We start from the raw sequence: 14,843 nt of genomic DNA, 5'->3' as shown, positions 1-14,843 counted from the left end.
GCACGGCGACCGCGGCCCGACCGTGGCCGGCGCGGTCGCCCGCGCCGGTCCGGCGCCTCAGCCGACCGAGGAGTACGCCACGACGCCGCGCAGCACCGCGTCCATGGCCTTGCGGGCCGTGCGCGGTACGGAGCCCTCGGGCGGTGCCGCGGCCGCGATCTGGCCGAGGACATCGACCACTTGCTTGCACCAGCGGACGAAGTCACCGGCCGGCATGTCCGCCTCCTGGAGCACCTCGTCGAGGCCGGCGCCGGACGCCCAGCGGTACACGGCCCAGGCGAAGCCGAGGTCCGGCTCGCGCTGGCCGACGCCCTCGGCCTGATTGATCCGGTGGCTCTCCTCCAGCGCGTCCAGCCGCCCCCAGATCCGCACCATCTCCCCGAGCGCGTCACGCGCCTGGCCGGACGGCAGCTTGGGCGCCACCGCGTCGTCCGCCTGGCGCGCTTCGTAGACCAGCGCCGAGGCGCAGGCCGCCAGCTCCGCCGGGCCGAGGTCCTCCCAGACGCCGTCCCGCAGGCATTCGCTCGCCAGCAGGTCCAACTCCCCGTAGAGCCGGGCCAGTCGGCGGCCCTCCTCGGTGACGGTGTCGCCTTCGAGGTAGTCCAGCTCGGTCAGCAGCGCGTAGATCCGGTCGAAGGTGCGGGCGATGGTGTTCGTCCGGCCCTCGATCCGGCGCTCCAACTGACGGGTGTCCCGCAGCAGCCGGTGGTAGCGCTCGGCCCAGCGGGCGTGGTCCTCGCGCTCGTCGCAGCCGTGGCACGGATGCGCGCGGATCTCCGTACGCAGCCGCGCGATCTCACGGTCGTCGACCACCTCGGCACGCGGCTTGCGGTGGCGGGACGGCACGAGATGGCCGGCCTTGGTGCGCAGCGCGGACGCCAGGTCGCGGCGCGACTGCGGGCTGCGGGCGTTGAACGACCTGGGGATCCGCATCCGGTCCAGCGCGGCGACGGGCACCGGGAAGTCGATCGACGCCAGCCGCTTGACCTGCCGCTCCGCCGTCAGCACCAGCGGACGCGGCCCGTCCTGGGAATCGAAGCCGCGGTGACCGTTCGTCCGCCCCGGCGGCATGCCCGGGTCGAGGACCAGCGCCAGACCGGCGTACTTGCCCGTCGGCACATGGATCACGTCGCCGGGCTTGAGCTTCTCCAGCGCCGCCGCGGCCGCGACCCGGCGCTGGGCCGCGCCCTGCTTGGCGAGCTCGGTCTCCCGGTCCTTCAACTCCCGCCGCAGCCGGGAGTATTCCTCGAAGTCGCCGAGGTGGCAGGTCATCGAATCGCGGTAACCCGCCAGTCCCTCCTCGTTCTTCTGCACCTGCCGCGATATCCCGACGACCGACTTGTCGGCCTGGAACTGCGCGAAGGACATCTCCAGCAGTTCCCGCGAGCGGTGCCTGCCGAACTGCGAGACGAGGTTGACCGCCATGTTGTACGACGGTTTGAAGGAGGAGCGCAGCGGATAGGTGCGGGTGCCGGCGAGGCCGGCCAGCGCGCCGGGATTCATCCCGCGCTGCCACAGCACCACGGCGTGGCCCTCGATGTCGATGCCACGGCGCCCGGCCCGGCCGGTGAGCTGGGTGTATTCGCCGGGGGTGATGTCGGCGTGCTGCTCGCCGTTCCACTTGACGAGCTTTTCCAGCACGACCGACCGCGCCGGCATGTTGATGCCCAAGGCCAGCGTCTCGGTCGCGAAGACCGCCTTGACCAGGCCCTTGACGAACAGTTCCTCGACGACCTCCTTGAAGGTCGGCAGCATGCCGGCGTGGTGGGCCGCGATGCCCCGCTCCAGGCCCTCCAGCCACTCGAAGTAGCCCAGGACGTGGAGGTCCTCGTCCGGGATGCCGGCGGTCCGCGCCTCCACGACGCGGCGGACCTCCTCGCGGCCCTCCTGGTCGTTGAGCCGCAGGCCCGAATGCAGGCACTGCTGGACGGCCGCCTCGCACGCGGCGCGGCTGAAGATGAAGGTGATCGCGGGCAGCAGGCCCTCGTTGTCGAGCCGGTCGATCACCTCGGGGCGGCTGGGCGTCCAGATCCGGGCGCGCTGGCGCCGCTCGCGCTCGCGGTCGGCCTCGCGCATGGTGCGGCCGCGCCGCTTGTCGCCGCCGAACGTCGGCCGGCTGTTCTCCATCCGCGCGAGCCGCTCCAGGTCGGGGTTGACCTCGCGGCGGCCGCCGCCCTGGCCGTCCCGCTCCTCGAACAGGTCGTACATCCGCCGGCCCGCCAGGACGTGCTGCCACAGCGGGACCGGGCGGTGCTCGGAGACGATCACCTCGGTGTCGCCGCGGACGGTGTCGAGCCAGTCACCGAACTCCTCGGCGTTGGAGACGGTGGCCGACAGCGAGACCAGGGTCACCGACTCCGGGAGGTGGATGATCACCTCTTCCCAGACGGCGCCGCGGAAACGGTCGGAGAGGTAGTGCACCTCGTCCATGACCACATGGCCGAGCCCGCGCAGCGACTGCGAGCCGGAGTAGAGCATGTTGCGCAGCACCTCGGTGGTCATCACGACCACCGGCGCGTCGGCGTTGATGCTGTTGTCGCCCGTCAGCAGGCCGACCTTGGCGGCGCCGTAGCGCCGCACGAGGTCCTGGAACTTCTGGTTGGACAGTGCCTTGATAGGCGTGGTGTAGAAGCATTTGCGGCCCTGCTCCAGGGCCAGGTGGACGGCGAATTCGCCGACGATCGTCTTGCCGGATCCGGTGGGAGCCGCGACCAGCACGCCCTTGCCCGCCTCCAGGGCCTTGCACGCGTCGATCTGGAACGGGTCCAGCTCGAAGTCGTACATCTCCCGGAAGGGGGCGAGTGCGGTGGCCTGCTCGGCCGCCCTGAGCTTGGCGGCGGCATAGCGCTCAGCAGGGGACATGTCCTCGGTCATCGTGCTTACGAGCCTACCGGGCACCTCTGACAACGACCCGATCTTTATCGAGGCCCGCTGCCCGCCAACCCCGGTCCCGGGCCCGGACGCGGCGACGGCCCCCGGCGCGAGGAGCGCGGGGGCCGCTACAGCGACACACAGTCATATCCGGTTACCGTCAGGCACGAAGCGTGCGGCTCACGTCACGTCGTCGTACCCGCCGCGCCGCGTCGGCTCGCCGCCCGCCTCGCCGCTCGCCTGGCCGGGGAGCATCCGCCCGGAGGAGAGGGGCTCGATCTCACCCACTGCGGCGGGCGTCAGGTCGAGTTCCGAGGCTTCGTCGTCGTCCAGCTCCGCGTCCGGGTCGGCACGCTTGCGGCGGCGGTCGTTGGCCAGGCAGATACCGACGGCGCCGAAGTACAGCACCACGATCGGCACGGCCAGCAGGCCCATCGTCAGCGGGTCACCGGTGGGTGTGGCGAGCGCCGCGAAAACCGTGATGCCCAGGACCATGAACCGCCACCAGCCCAGGATCCGGCGGCCGGTGAGCACCCCGCCGAAGTTCAGCAGCACCAGGAGCAGCGGCAGCTCGAACGCGAGGCCGAAGACGACGACCATCCGCGTCACGATGTCGAGGAACTCGTCGGCCGGGAAGAGGTTCGCCCACTCGCTGGGGGTCAGCCCGACCAGCGCGCCGGCGGTGGTCGGCAGGACCGCGTACGCGAGGTAGGCGCCACCGAGGAAGAGCGGGACGCCGGCGCCGACGAAGCTCAGCGCGTACTTCTTCTCGTGCCGGTGCAGACCGGGCGCGAGGAAGGCCCAGAGCTGGTAGAGCCAGACCGGGCTGGCCGCGACGACACCGGTGGTGAGCGACAGCTTGAGCAGGATCGTGAAGGGCGCGAGCAGACCGTTGGCGGTGATCTCCGCGCAGGGGTGGGCGCGCGGCGCGCCGGCGGCGACGCCCTTGGGGCAGCCGACCGCGTCGATGACGGGCCCGGTGATGAAGTGGGCGAGCGGCTCGTACTGCCACATCGCGATGACCGTCACCACGCTGATGGCCAGCACCGATTTCAGCAGCCTGTTGCGCAGCTCACGCAGATGCGCCGCGAGCGGCATCCGCCCCTCGGGGTCCTTCTCCTGCTTGCGGGCGGACTTGAGCAACCCACTTCCTCGTCTCGTGCGTCAGCCGCCACCCGACCGGGTCGCGTGCGGCTGGATCGGCTCGGGTCAGCTCTGGTTGGTGCGGTGCGGCTCGGCCACCGGGCGCGAGCTGCTCACATCACCGGGAGCCGCCTGGATCGTCCGAGGGGCCTGCTGGGCGGCGTCGGCGGGAGCCTCGGTCGTGGCACCGTTCGCCCCGGCCTCGCTCTCGCCCTCCTTCTTCATCGCCTTGGCCTCGCTCTTGAGGATGCGAGCGGACTTGCCGAGCGAACGCGCCATGTCCGGGAGCTTCTTCGCGCCGAACAGCAGCACAATGACGACGAGGATCAGAATAATCTCGGGGGCCCTCAGGTTGCTGAACATGTGCGACTACCTTCTCGCCGGGGCGGCGTCTGCTGTGGTGCCTGCCGATGGGGTCGGACTGGCGTCCTGGTGCTACCTCGATCGTAACGTTCGGTGGTGAACGCTGGGCAATCCCCTTGCATACTCCGGATTGCCCCCCTGCCTCGCGGTCCGGACCGCTGAAGCAGCGTACCTCTCACGTCTTCGCCGCAGCAGGGGACGACCGTCAGCGCCGGCCTACCTCGTGGGCCCGGGAGGCCAGCGGCGTCGCCGCCCGTTCCAAGTCCCGCGCGGCCCGCTGGATCCGGTCCGAGGCCGCGGCGACCTGGCGGGCCAGCCGCCGGACTTCCACGAACACGCGGACGGCGAGGACGCCGAGCACGGCGAGGCCGAGGAAGCCGAGGGCGATAGCGATCATGGGCCAGAGCATGTGGCGAGCCTAACGGGCGGGCGGGTTCGGTCGTCGGGATCCAGCGGCGGCGGCGACGTCTGCGTGGCCGGGGCCGTCAGCCGGTGTGCAGCCGCAGCGTGCGGACCCCGCCGCCGGTGAGCAGCTCGATGATCCGCTCGCCGGCCGGCCTGCGCACCGCGCGGCCGCAGTCGGGGCAGGTGAAGGAGTAGAAGGTGGTGCGGCTGCTGGCTCCGATGGCGAGCCGCAGCGCGTCGGAGGCCAGCTCGAAGCGGCCCCGGCAGTCCGGGCAGGCCGCCTTGAAGAGCACCGGCGCGGTCCTGGCCGCCCTCGTGGTCCTCGCCCTCGTGGTCGTCATCCTTCGCTGCCTCCTCCTTACGGGGACGGGTGCGCCGCGCCCGGCGGCAGGTGCCCGGCGCTCATTCGCCGTACGCCCGGAGTGCCTGGGCGGCGGCCTGCCGCGCGCTGTCGGCGAGCTCCTGCGGCGCCACGATCCGGCCGTCCCCGCCCAGCCGCAGCGCGAGCCGCCGCAGCGAGGCCGGGTCGGGCGTGCGCAGGGTGATGCGCAGCCCCCCGTCGGGCAGGTCCTCGGCGCTGTCGTGCGGGTAGTACTCCGCGACCCAGCGACCGCCGGGTCCGACCTCGATGGACACCTCGGGGTCCTCGGCGGCCGGCTGCACCAGGCCCTCCGACAGGTCGCGCAGTTCGACCGGCGGCGGGTCGGAGGGCGCGTCCAGCAGTTTGATCTCGGCCACCCGGTCGAGCCGGAAGGTGCGCCGGGCCTCCGACAGACGGCACCAGGCCTCCACGTAGGTGTGGCCGACGGCGAAGAGCCGGATCGGGTCGACCTCCCGCTCGGTCAGCTCGTCGCGGGCCGGGGAGTAGTAGCGCAGCCACAGGCGGCGCCGTTCGGCGATGGCGCGGTCGACGTCGGCGAAGACGCCGCCCTCGGACTCGAAGGTGACCGAGAGCCGGGAGCTGGCGCCGGCCGCCTCGCCGGCGGCCGCCTCCAGCTTGGCGGTGGCGCGCAGCAGCGCCTGCCGGTCGCCCTCGCGCAGCCCGGGCAGGGTGGCCACGGCGCGGGCCGCGACGAGCAGCGCGGTGGCCTCGTCGGCGGCCAGGCGCAGCGGCTCGGCGACGTCGTCGGGGTTGTGCCACCAGATGCGGTCGCCGTCGGTGTCGATGTCCAGCAGGTCGCCGCCGCGGAAGCTCGTACCGCACATGGGCAGCACGTCGAGGTCGGCGATCAGCTCGTCCTCGGTGATGCCGAAGGCGCGGGCCACGTCGGTGACGCGGGCGCCGGGGCGCTCGCGCAGGTAGGTCACCAGGGACAGCATCCGGCGGGTCTGGTCGATCGCGTTCGTCGCCATGGGTTCTTCCTCTCAGCCCTTGGCCACGGCGCGCAGCCGGTCCACGACTTCGGCTCGGAGTTCGGCCGGTTCCAGTACCACCACGTCGGGCCCGAACTCCACGAGCCAGGCGTCGAGTCCGTGTCCGTTGGGGATCTCCAGCTCGTCCCAGCCGTCGCCCAGCGCGCGGACGGTGAGCGCGCGGGCGCGCAGCGGATAGCCGTGCTCGGCCCGGAGCTTGATCTTGGCGGTGCCGGTGGCGGTCTCGCCCGCCCAGCTCTCGACGGTCTCGCGGACGGTGACGTGGTCGGGCACCGTGGCGGTGAACGCCCCTTGCCGGGAGCGGACCTTGCCGGTGATCCGGGAGAGCCGGAAGACCCGCTCGGCCTGGCGGTCGCGGTCCCAGCCCGCGAGGTACCAGTGGCCGCGCCAGCACTCCAGGATCCAGGGTTCGACCTGCCGGCGCTCGGGGCGGGCGGCGTTGGACTTGCGGTAGTCGAAGATCACCGGGCGGCGGTCCCGGCAGGCGAGCATCAGCGGCTCGAAGGCCGCCTCGTGGGCCGGGATGCGCGGTTCGAGGGCGCTGTGCGGCTGTCCGGCGTCGATGTCGTCGCCGGCCGCGGCCAGCGGCATGCCGGCGGCCCGCAGCTTCTGCAGCGCGCCACTGGCGGCGCCGGCCAGCCGGGCCTGCTGCCAGATCTTGGCGGCCAGCCCCAGGGCCGCGGCCTCCGCGGCGTCCAGGGTGATGGGCGGCAGGCGGTTGCTGTCGCGGCGGGCGAGATAGCCGACGTCGCCGTCGATGGCGTCGACGGTCTCGATCACCAGGCCGAGCTCGCGCAGATCGTCCTTGTCCCGCTCGAACATGCGGTTGAACGAGTCGTCGTTGCCGGCCTCGATGTAGGCCTCGATGGACGACCGCAGTTCACGCTTGGTCAGCGGGCGACGGGTACCCAGCAGGCACAGCGCCAGGTTCATCAGCCGCTCGGCCTTGGCAATGGCCATCGACGCCCTTTCTCGTTGAACTCCCCGACCGTTGACCGTACCGCTCAGGGTGCCCAGGACAAAGCCGAGAGCCCCCGCCGGTGGGCGGGGGCCCTCGGTCCGTTCAGCGCCGGTCTCAGACGGAGACCAGGTCGCAGACGAAGATCAGCGTCTCGCCCGGGGCGATCAGGCCGCCACCGGCGCCGCGCTCGCCGTAGGCGAGGTGCGCGGGGATGGTCAGCCGGCGGCGGCCGCCGACCTTCATGCCCTGCACGCCCTGGTCCCAGCCGGCGATGACCTGGCCGGCACCGAGCTGGAACTGCAGCGGCTTGCCGCGGTTCCAGCTCGCGTCGAACTCCTCGCCGGTGCTGAAGGCGACACCGACGTAGTGGACGGAGACGGTGTCCCCGGCCTTGGCGACCGGCCCGTCGCCCTCCTTCAGGTCCACGATCTCCAGCTCGGTGGGAGCCGGGCCCTCAGGAAAGTCGATCTCGGGCTTGTCGATGCTCACGAATGTGCTCCTACTTACGAATCTTTACGATTACCGCGTCAGTCTCGCAGATCTTGACGGTCGTGACGCGTTGGCTGCCCGGACGGCCGACGTCAGACCGTGCCGACGATGTCGACCGAGAAGACCAGGGTGTTCTTGGCCAGCTCGTGGTCCGGGGTCCCGCCGTAGCCCAGCTTCGGCGGGATCACGATCTCGACCCGGTCACCGACGTGCTTGCCGACCAGCGCCTTGTCCCAGCCCTGGACGACCTGCCCGGTGCCGATCTGGAAGGCGGTCGCGCCACCGTGGTCCCAGGAGGAGTCGAACTTCTTGCCGTCCTCCCACTTCACACCGGTGTACTGCGCGACCAGCCCGTCGCCGGCCTTCACCTTCGGGCCCTTGCCCTTGATGAGGACCTGCTCCTCGAGCCCGGTCGGCGCCTTCTCACCCTTGGGGACGGTGATCGTCGCGGCCTTCTCCCCCTCGGCCTTCACCTCGGGCAGCCCCTCCTCGGTCGCCTTCTGCTCGCCCTCGGCCTTCGCCTTCTTGTCCACCTTCTCCGCGCCGACCACGTCGACGACCCACACCAGGCCGTCCTCCGGCTTGATGCCCGACTGCGGGTTCAGACCCTCGCCGATCAGCGCCTTGGCGGTGCCCTCGACCTCGAACCGGCTGCCGACCTTCTGCCCGGCCACCGCCGAGACGACCTTCGGCGGCAGCATCTGCTGCGTCATCTGGTCGCTGACCTCGGTGACGACCTGGGTGCGCGGCTTACCGGCCTTGCCACCGGGCTGCGGCGTCCAGCTACTGCCGAGGTTCTGCCCCTTCATCGACTGCGCCGAGAAGTCCAGCCGGACCAGGTCACCCTTCTTGACGACCTGGCCCTTGCCCTCGGTGAGGGTCTTGGTGACGGCCTTGTCGGCGGGCTTGGCGTCCTTGGGCACGCTGATCTTGGGCTTGGTGCCCGCAGCGCCCGTCACCTTGACGACGGCTTCGCCGGACGAGTCCTTGCCGTCATCGGAGCCGCACGCGGCGGTGAACAACAGCAGAGGCACGGTCAGCGCCGCCGCGGCGGCACGGCGGGTGTTCTTCGCGAACGTGCGGGGGCTGGGGGTTCGTCCCCCGGGAGAGTTCAGCATCTGTCCAACTCGGGCTCGTGGGGTCGGTGGGCAATGCCCGCCACTCTACGACCTGTCCCCCCGGGCGTTTCCCGGCGCAACACAGCAATGTGCCGGGAGCATTCCCGCTCCCGGCACACCACCGTAATCCGGCACCGTCACATCCCGGCGATGAGCTTCTCCACTCTGTCGTCCACCGACCGGAACGGGTCCTTGCACAAGACCGTGCGCTGCGCCTGGTCATTGAGCTTGAGATGCACCCAGTCGACGGTGAAATCGCGGCGCTGTTCCTGAGCCCGGCGAATGAAGTCGCCGCGCAACCTGGCCCGAGTGGTCTGCGGCGGCACCGACTTGCCCTCGAAGATCTTCAAGTCGTTGCAGATGCGCGCGGCTTGCCCCTTGCGCTCCAGGAGGTAGTACAGCCCGCGGCGGCGGTGGATGTCGTGATATGCGAGGTCTATCTGCGCCACGCGCGGATGGGACATGGTGATGTTGTTCTTTGTGCGGTACCGCTCGATGAGCTGATGTTTCATCACCCAGTCGATCTCCGTGGAGATACGGTCCAGCTCCTGGTCCCGGATCGCCTCCAGAGTGCGGCCCCACAGCTCCAGGACCTTCTCCACCGTGCCCGTGCGGATTCCGCGGCGCTCGCAGAAGTCGACGGCCTTCTCGTAGTACTCCTGCTGGACTTCGAGAGCCGATGCCTCGCGCCCGCTGGCCAGGCGCACCTTGCGCTGACCGGTGATGTCGTGACTGACCTCACGGATCGCCCGGATCGGGTTCTCCAGCGTCAGATCGCGCATGACCGTGCCCGCCTCGATCATGCGCAGCACGAGGTCGGTGGCACCGACCTTGAGCAGCATGGTCGTCTCGGACATGTTGGAGTCGCCGACGATGACGTGCAGCCGGCGGTAGCGCTCGGCGTCGGCGTGGGGTTCGTCGCGGGTGTTGATGATCGGGCGGGAGCGCGTCGTCGCGGAGGAGACGCCCTCCCAGATGTGCTCGGCGCGCTGGCTGACGCAGTAGACGGCGCCGCGCGGAGTCTGCAGCACCTTGCCCGCGCCGCACAGCAACTGACGGGTGACGAGGAACGGGATGAGGATGTCCGCGAGCCGGGAGAACTCGCCGTGGCGGGCGACGAGATAGTTCTCGTGGCAGCCGTAGGAGTTTCCCGCCGAATCGGTGTTGTTCTTGAAGAGATAGACGTCGCCCGCGATTCCCTCCTCGTGCAGGCGGCGTTCGGCGTCGACGAGCAGTCCTTCGAGAATGCGCTCGCCGGCCTTGTCGTGGGTGACCAGCTCGGTCACGTTGTCGCATTCGGGAGTTGCGTATTCCGGATGCGAACCCACGTCCAAGTACAGGCGGGCGCCGTTCCGCAGGAAGACATTGCTGCTGCGGCCCCATGACACAACACGGCGGAAGAGGTACCGCGCCACTTCGTCAGGCGACAGTCGGCGCTGTCCCCTGAACGTGCACGTGACGCCGTACTCGTTCTCCAGCCCGAAAATGCGGCGGTCCATGACTGAACATTACGCCTGACGGCCTGCTCTGAAACCGGGTTCGACGGCCCCGTTTCGATCATTTTCCGCCGCGACCGCATCGGCCCTACGCTGCACGGGTTCCCCGAGAAATCGCTTCGTCGACAAAAGGACGGCCAGCGCGGCGACGCCGGCGGCGCCGGCCACCGCGAACCCGGCCGGCGAACCGCCGCTCTCCACCGCCGGCCCCACCACCGACGCACCGACCGCCGACCCGACGCCGAAGGTCGTCACCAGCCACGAAAACGCCTCGGTCACCGTCCCCTTGGGCGCGTGCCGGTCCACCACAACGAACGCACAGGCCAGCGCCGGCGCCAGGAACACACCCGCCACCCCGGACAGCACCGTCATCCCGAGAACCCCGGGGGCCAGCGCCAGCGGCAGGTAGCCCAGCGCCAGCAGGGCGATCAGCAGCCGCAGCCGGCTCTCCGGGCGGCCCGGCCACTCGCGGGCGCCGTAGGCGATGCCGCCGATCAGCGCGCCGACGCCGAGCGCGGAGAGGAGGTAGCTGGAGACCATGCCGCCGCCGTGCTCATCGGCGTACGCGACCGCCGTGACGGCTATGGAGCCCAGCGCCAGACCGACGAAGAAGAACGCGCCGATCAGGACCAGCAGCCCGGCGGAGCGCAGCGCACCCAGCCAGTGCGCCTCACGCGGTCCGCTGCGCCACTGCCGGGACGGCTGGGAGACGACGACGGAGAGCGCGCCGAGCATTCCGATGAGGTTGATCACCAGCAGCGCGGCGCGTTCGGACCAGGTCGCCACGCACAGCGTGACCAGCAACGGTCCCACCGCGAACATGACTTCCTGGGCCACCGCGTCCAGCGCGTACGCGGCGTGCACCCGGTCCTCGCGCTTGAGGACTCCGGGCCACAGGGCGCGCAGGCCGCCCTCCAGGGGCGGGGTGAAGAAACCGGCGATCACCATGGCGGCGTAGGCCAGCCACAGCACATCCAGGCCGACGGCGGCGAGCAGGGCCATACCGGCGGCGGAGAGCACGGAGGCGGGCAGCATCACCCGGGGCTGGCCGTAGAGGTCGACGGCGCGGCCGAGCAGCGGCTGGCCGATGGCGTTGAGGACGCCGTAGACCGCGCAGAGCGCGCCGGCCAGGGCGTAGCTGCCGCCCTCGGCGCGGATGAAGAGCACCACGGCCAGGGGCGCGGTGGCGTTGGGCAGCCGGCCCGCCAGAGTGCCGGCCAGCAGGCGGGCGGCGTGCCGGGTCCTGAGCAGCTCCGCATATCCCGCGGCCATCCCTGCCCCTCTCCGCCCGGCCCAGCCAGGACGTGTTACGTATAACCTTCGCCGTTATACGTACCATGACGGCAACCCGCGGGTCCACCCCGCGGCGGCTCAGGACAAGGAGTGAACGCACCGGTGACCAGCAACGAGGCCCCGACGCCGGCCCGCCGCCAGGTACCCGGCCCGGCCGCACCGGCCGCCGGCACCCGCACCACCAGCCGGGACGTGGCCCGCGCCGCCGGGGTCTCGCAGGCCGCCGTCTCCCTCGTCCTGGGCGACAAATGGCGCGGCCGGGTCTCCCCCGGCAAGGCCGAGGCGGTCCGCACCGCCGCCCGCGCTCTGGGCTACCGCCCCAACCTCGCCGCCCGCAGCCTGCGCATGGGCCGCACCCGCACCGTGCTCCTCGTCGTCCCCGCGCTCACCACCGAATTCTTCGCCCGCGTCTACACCGGAGCCGCCCGCGTCGCCGCCGACCACGGTTTCGGCGTCGTGCTCTACCCCTCCCCCGAGGGCATCGGGCCGGCCCGCGACCCGTTCGACTCCGCGTCGGCCACCCTGGACGGCGTCATCGCCTCCTCCATGGCCGCCGAGGCGCTCAGCGCCCTGCGCACCGCGGGCCTACCCCTGGTGATGCTGGACAGCGATCCGGACGACGACCGGGCCACCGCCACCGTCAACCTCGATATCGCCGACGGCGTACGGCAGTTGGCGACCCATCTGGTCGCGCTCGGCCACCGGCGCATCACCCACCTGGCGGCCGGCGTCGACTCCTGGACCTTCGCCCTCCGGGCCCGCGCCCTCACCGAGGCGCTGGAGGCCGTCCCCGGCACCACGCTGCGCCGCCACCCGTCCGCGCTCGGCGTCGACGCGGGCCTGCACGCCGCCCACGCCGCCCTGACCGCCCCCGGCCCGCGCCCGACCGCCCTGCTGTGCGACGACGACCTCATCGCCGCCGGCGCCTGCAAGGCCGTGCGCAGGCTGGGCCTGCGGGTCCCGGAAGACATCTCGGTCACCGGCTTCGACGACCTGACCCTGGCGGTCGCGGTCGAACCGGAGCTGACGACCGTACGCCTGCCCGCCGAGGACTTCGGCGAGGCCGGGATGCGCGCCCTGATGACCACCCTGGAGGGCACCCGCCCCGAAACCCCCACCCTCCCGGTGGAACTGATCACCCGGGGCTCGACGGCGCCCCCGGCGGGCGGCGCGGGAGCGGCGGGGTAGGCCCGGCAACGCCGCGCGCCCCGGCGTGATGCTCGGCCGGGGCGCGCGGGTCGGGCCGGAGGCCCGGGAACGGTTTCCGCTCAGTCCTTCGAGTCGGACTCCTCATCGGAAGCATCCGAGGCGGCCGGGCCGTCGCCGGTGGCGGAGCCCTTCTTGGACGCCTTTCCGGAGGAGGTCCGGCCCGCACCCGATCCCTCGGAGGCGCCCGGCGTCTCCCCGGCGTCCGCGTCGTCGTCCGCGGCGTCGGCGGCGCCCTCCTCCTCCAGCAGGCGGGAGAGCTGCCGGCCCAGGATCCGCCTGAACTTGCGCTGCTGCGGCCGCGTACGGTCCAGCGTCGCGACCTCCAGTTGCTCGGCCGTCAGCCGCCGCTCGCCGCCGTTGTTGTCCCGCGACAGGGAGTCGACGGCCAGCTTCAGCGCCTCGGCCAGCGTCATGCCGTCCCGGTGGTGCTGGTCGAGGTAGGTGCTGATCTGGTCGGCGTTGCCGCCCACCGCGACCGAGCCGTGCTCGTCGACGATCGAGCCGTCGTGCGGCAGCCGGTAGATCTGGTCGTCCTCCGGGGCGTTGCCGACCTCGGCGACGATCAGCTCGACCTCGTAAGGCTTCTCCGCGGCACTGGAGAAGATCGTGCCGAGCGTCTGGGCATAGACATTCGCGAGACCGCGCGCGGTCACGTCCTCGCGGTGGTAGGTGTAACCCCGCAGATCGGCATAGCGGACGCCACCGATCCGCAAATTCTCGAACTCGTTGTATTTACCGACCGCCGCGAAAGCGATGCGGTCATAGATCTCGCTGACCTTGTGCAGGGCGCGGGAGGGATTCTCGGCGACGAAGACCACGCCGTCGGCATACTGCAGCACCACGACGCTGCGGCCGCGCGCGATGCCCTTGCGGGCGTACTCGGCGCGGTCGGCCATGGCCTGCTGGGGTGAGACATAGAACGGCGTCGACACCGGCTATCCGTCCCTTTCTGTCAATGGCTCTCTCAATGGCGCGTGCATCGGCGGAACGCCTCCGTCCCCTCAGAGCAGCGCGGCGCGCGGGCCGTCCGGCTGCTCCAGCCGGCGCTCATGAATGGCACGGGCGATCTCGGCGACATCGGCTTCGGTGAGCCTCTTGAAGCCCTCCTCGGTGATCACCGTGACGATCGGGTAGATCCGCCGGGCGAGGTCGGGCCCACCGGTCGCCGAGTCGTCGTCCGCCGCGTCGTAGAGCGCCTGGACGACGGCCGTGGCGGCCTGGTTCTCGGTGAAGTCCTCGCGGTAGAGCTTCTTCAGCGCCCCGCGGGCGAATACCGAGCCCGAACCCGTCGACGCGAAGCCGTGCTCCTCGGAGCGGCCGCCCGTGACGTCGTACGAGAAGATGCGGCCCTTTTCGCGGTCGACGTCCCAGCCGGCGAACAGCGGCACCACCGCGAGGCCCTGCATGGCCATCCCGAGGTTGCCGCGGATCATCGTGGAGAGGCGGTTCGCCTTGCCCTCCAGGGAGAGTTGGGCGCCTTCGACCTTCTCGAAATGCTCCAGCTCAAGCTGGAACAGCTTGACCATCTCGACGGCCAGACCCGCCGTGCCGGCGATGCCGACCGCGGAGTACTCGTCGGCCGGGAACACCTTCTCGATGTCGCGCTGCGCGATGACATTGCCCATCGTCGCCCGCCGGTCACCGGCGAGCACCACGCCGCCGGGGAACGAAGCGGCCACAATGGTCGTGCCGTGCGGGGCCTCGATGGCACCCTGCACGGCGGGCAACGGGCGGTTGCCCGGCAGCAGATCGGGAGAGTGCTCGCCGAGGAAGTCCATGAACGACGAGGATCCAGGCGTCAGGAAGGCCGCTGGCAGACGCCCGGTGCTACGAGTGTTGGCTTCCACACGTTTCCTTCCAGATACTCGGCCGCCGCCTCGAAACGTCCGGCCGATCCTTGACTTGACCCAAGGCTGCGTTGCAGTTGAAGCACAGTACGCCCCGGACCTTACCCGCCTCGCGGCGGTGATCCACATGAGTTCGGCAACCGCCCTGGACGGGCCCCTCAGGCGGCCGGGCGGCGCGGCCGCCCCAGCGCACCGGGTACCGGGGGGGGGGGGGGGGGGGGGGGGGGCCCCGCGGCGACAGAGGGCGATGCGCGGCGGCCTGCTGTCATCCCTC

The 14,843-nt window shown here is 71.2% G+C and carries 14 protein-coding genes and 1 pseudogene; 1 reads left to right on the top strand and 14 read right to left on the bottom strand.

All coding sequences use genetic code 11. The annotated features are described in order from the left end of the window. Positions 1-57 precede the first annotated feature (57 nt). The 11 genes from ACZ45Z_RS26700 to ACZ45Z_RS26650 all read right to left on the bottom strand — a co-directional run bounded on the left by ACZ45Z_RS26700 (position 58) and on the right by ACZ45Z_RS26650 (position 11,492). Complete coding sequence (locus ACZ45Z_RS26700) at positions 58-2,874, bottom strand: DEAD/DEAH box helicase (protein ID WP_468367312.1); 2,817 nt, start codon at positions 2,872-2,874, stop codon at positions 58-60. 177 nt (positions 2,875-3,051) lie between these two features. After that, a complete protein-coding gene (tatC, locus tag ACZ45Z_RS26695) occupies positions 3,052-4,014 on the bottom strand; it encodes a twin-arginine translocase subunit TatC (protein ID WP_468367309.1) in 963 nt (320 codons plus the stop codon). A 66-nt stretch (positions 4,015-4,080) separates the two neighbouring features. Then, the gene (gene tatA / locus ACZ45Z_RS26690) at positions 4,081-4,377 is read right to left on the bottom strand and encodes a Sec-independent protein translocase subunit TatA (protein WP_468367306.1); all 297 of its coding nucleotides are present in this window, start codon (positions 4,375-4,377) and stop codon (positions 4,081-4,083) included. Between the two features lie 205 nt (positions 4,378-4,582). Continuing rightward, positions 4,583-4,786 (bottom strand): hypothetical protein, encoded by a 204-nt coding sequence (locus tag ACZ45Z_RS26685; RefSeq protein ID WP_468367303.1) that lies wholly within the window; start codon positions 4,784-4,786, stop codon positions 4,583-4,585. 76 nt (positions 4,787-4,862) lie between these two features. After that, complete coding sequence (locus tag ACZ45Z_RS26680) at positions 4,863-5,123, bottom strand: hypothetical protein (RefSeq protein WP_468367301.1); 261 nt, start codon at positions 5,121-5,123, stop codon at positions 4,863-4,865. A gap of 61 nt (positions 5,124-5,184) precedes the next feature. Next, on the bottom strand, positions 5,185-6,135 hold the full coding sequence (locus tag ACZ45Z_RS26675) for a helix-turn-helix transcriptional regulator (RefSeq protein WP_468367298.1): 951 nt from the start codon (positions 6,133-6,135) through the stop codon (positions 5,185-5,187). A 12-nt stretch (positions 6,136-6,147) separates the two neighbouring features. After that, positions 6,148-7,116, bottom strand: coding sequence for a helix-turn-helix transcriptional regulator (locus tag ACZ45Z_RS26670; protein ID WP_468367295.1), 969 nt, complete (start codon positions 7,114-7,116; stop codon positions 6,148-6,150). Positions 7,117-7,231: 115 nt separating this feature from the next. Beyond that, complete coding sequence (locus ACZ45Z_RS26665) at positions 7,232-7,606, bottom strand: FKBP-type peptidyl-prolyl cis-trans isomerase (RefSeq protein WP_468367292.1); 375 nt, start codon at positions 7,604-7,606, stop codon at positions 7,232-7,234. Positions 7,607-7,698: 92 nt separating this feature from the next. Beyond that, the gene (locus ACZ45Z_RS26660) at positions 7,699-8,724 is read right to left on the bottom strand and encodes an FKBP-type peptidyl-prolyl cis-trans isomerase (RefSeq protein WP_468367289.1); all 1,026 of its coding nucleotides are present in this window, start codon (positions 8,722-8,724) and stop codon (positions 7,699-7,701) included. A gap of 137 nt (positions 8,725-8,861) precedes the next feature. Then, positions 8,862-10,223, bottom strand: a complete 1,362-nt coding sequence (gene pafA / locus ACZ45Z_RS26655; protein ID WP_468367286.1) for a Pup--protein ligase — start codon at positions 10,221-10,223, stop codon at positions 8,862-8,864. A 9-nt stretch (positions 10,224-10,232) separates the two neighbouring features. Beyond that, entirely contained in the window at positions 10,233-11,492 is a 1,260-nt protein-coding gene (locus ACZ45Z_RS26650) for an MFS transporter (RefSeq protein ID WP_468367283.1), read from the bottom strand. Between the two features lie 123 nt (positions 11,493-11,615). Here ACZ45Z_RS26650 and ACZ45Z_RS26645 point away from each other — a divergent pair, with 123 nt between their 5' ends. Continuing rightward, on the top strand, positions 11,616-12,701 hold the full coding sequence (locus tag ACZ45Z_RS26645; protein ID WP_468367280.1) for a LacI family DNA-binding transcriptional regulator: 1,086 nt from the start codon (positions 11,616-11,618) through the stop codon (positions 12,699-12,701). A gap of 80 nt (positions 12,702-12,781) precedes the next feature. Here ACZ45Z_RS26645 and prcA read toward each other — a convergent pair whose 3' ends face one another. From prcA to ACZ45Z_RS26630, 3 genes and pseudogenes are all read right to left on the bottom strand, one after another. Further along, complete coding sequence (gene prcA / locus ACZ45Z_RS26640) at positions 12,782-13,654, bottom strand: proteasome subunit alpha (RefSeq protein WP_468367278.1); 873 nt, start codon at positions 13,652-13,654, stop codon at positions 12,782-12,784. Positions 13,655-13,723: 69 nt separating this feature from the next. After that, positions 13,724-14,569, bottom strand: a complete 846-nt coding sequence (gene prcB, locus ACZ45Z_RS26635; RefSeq protein WP_468367275.1) for a proteasome subunit beta — start codon at positions 14,567-14,569, stop codon at positions 13,724-13,726. Continuing rightward, positions 14,521-14,699: pseudogene (locus tag ACZ45Z_RS26630) on the bottom strand (endonuclease domain-containing protein); the annotation flags it as partial. The pseudogene ACZ45Z_RS26630 and the gene prcB, both read right to left, overlap by 49 nt. Between the last annotated feature and the right edge of the window lie 144 nt (positions 14,700-14,843).

The sequence above is a fragment of the Streptomyces sp. NPDC031210 genome (assembly GCF_055570395.1).
This window is presented reverse-complemented; position numbering and strand designations above follow the sequence as displayed.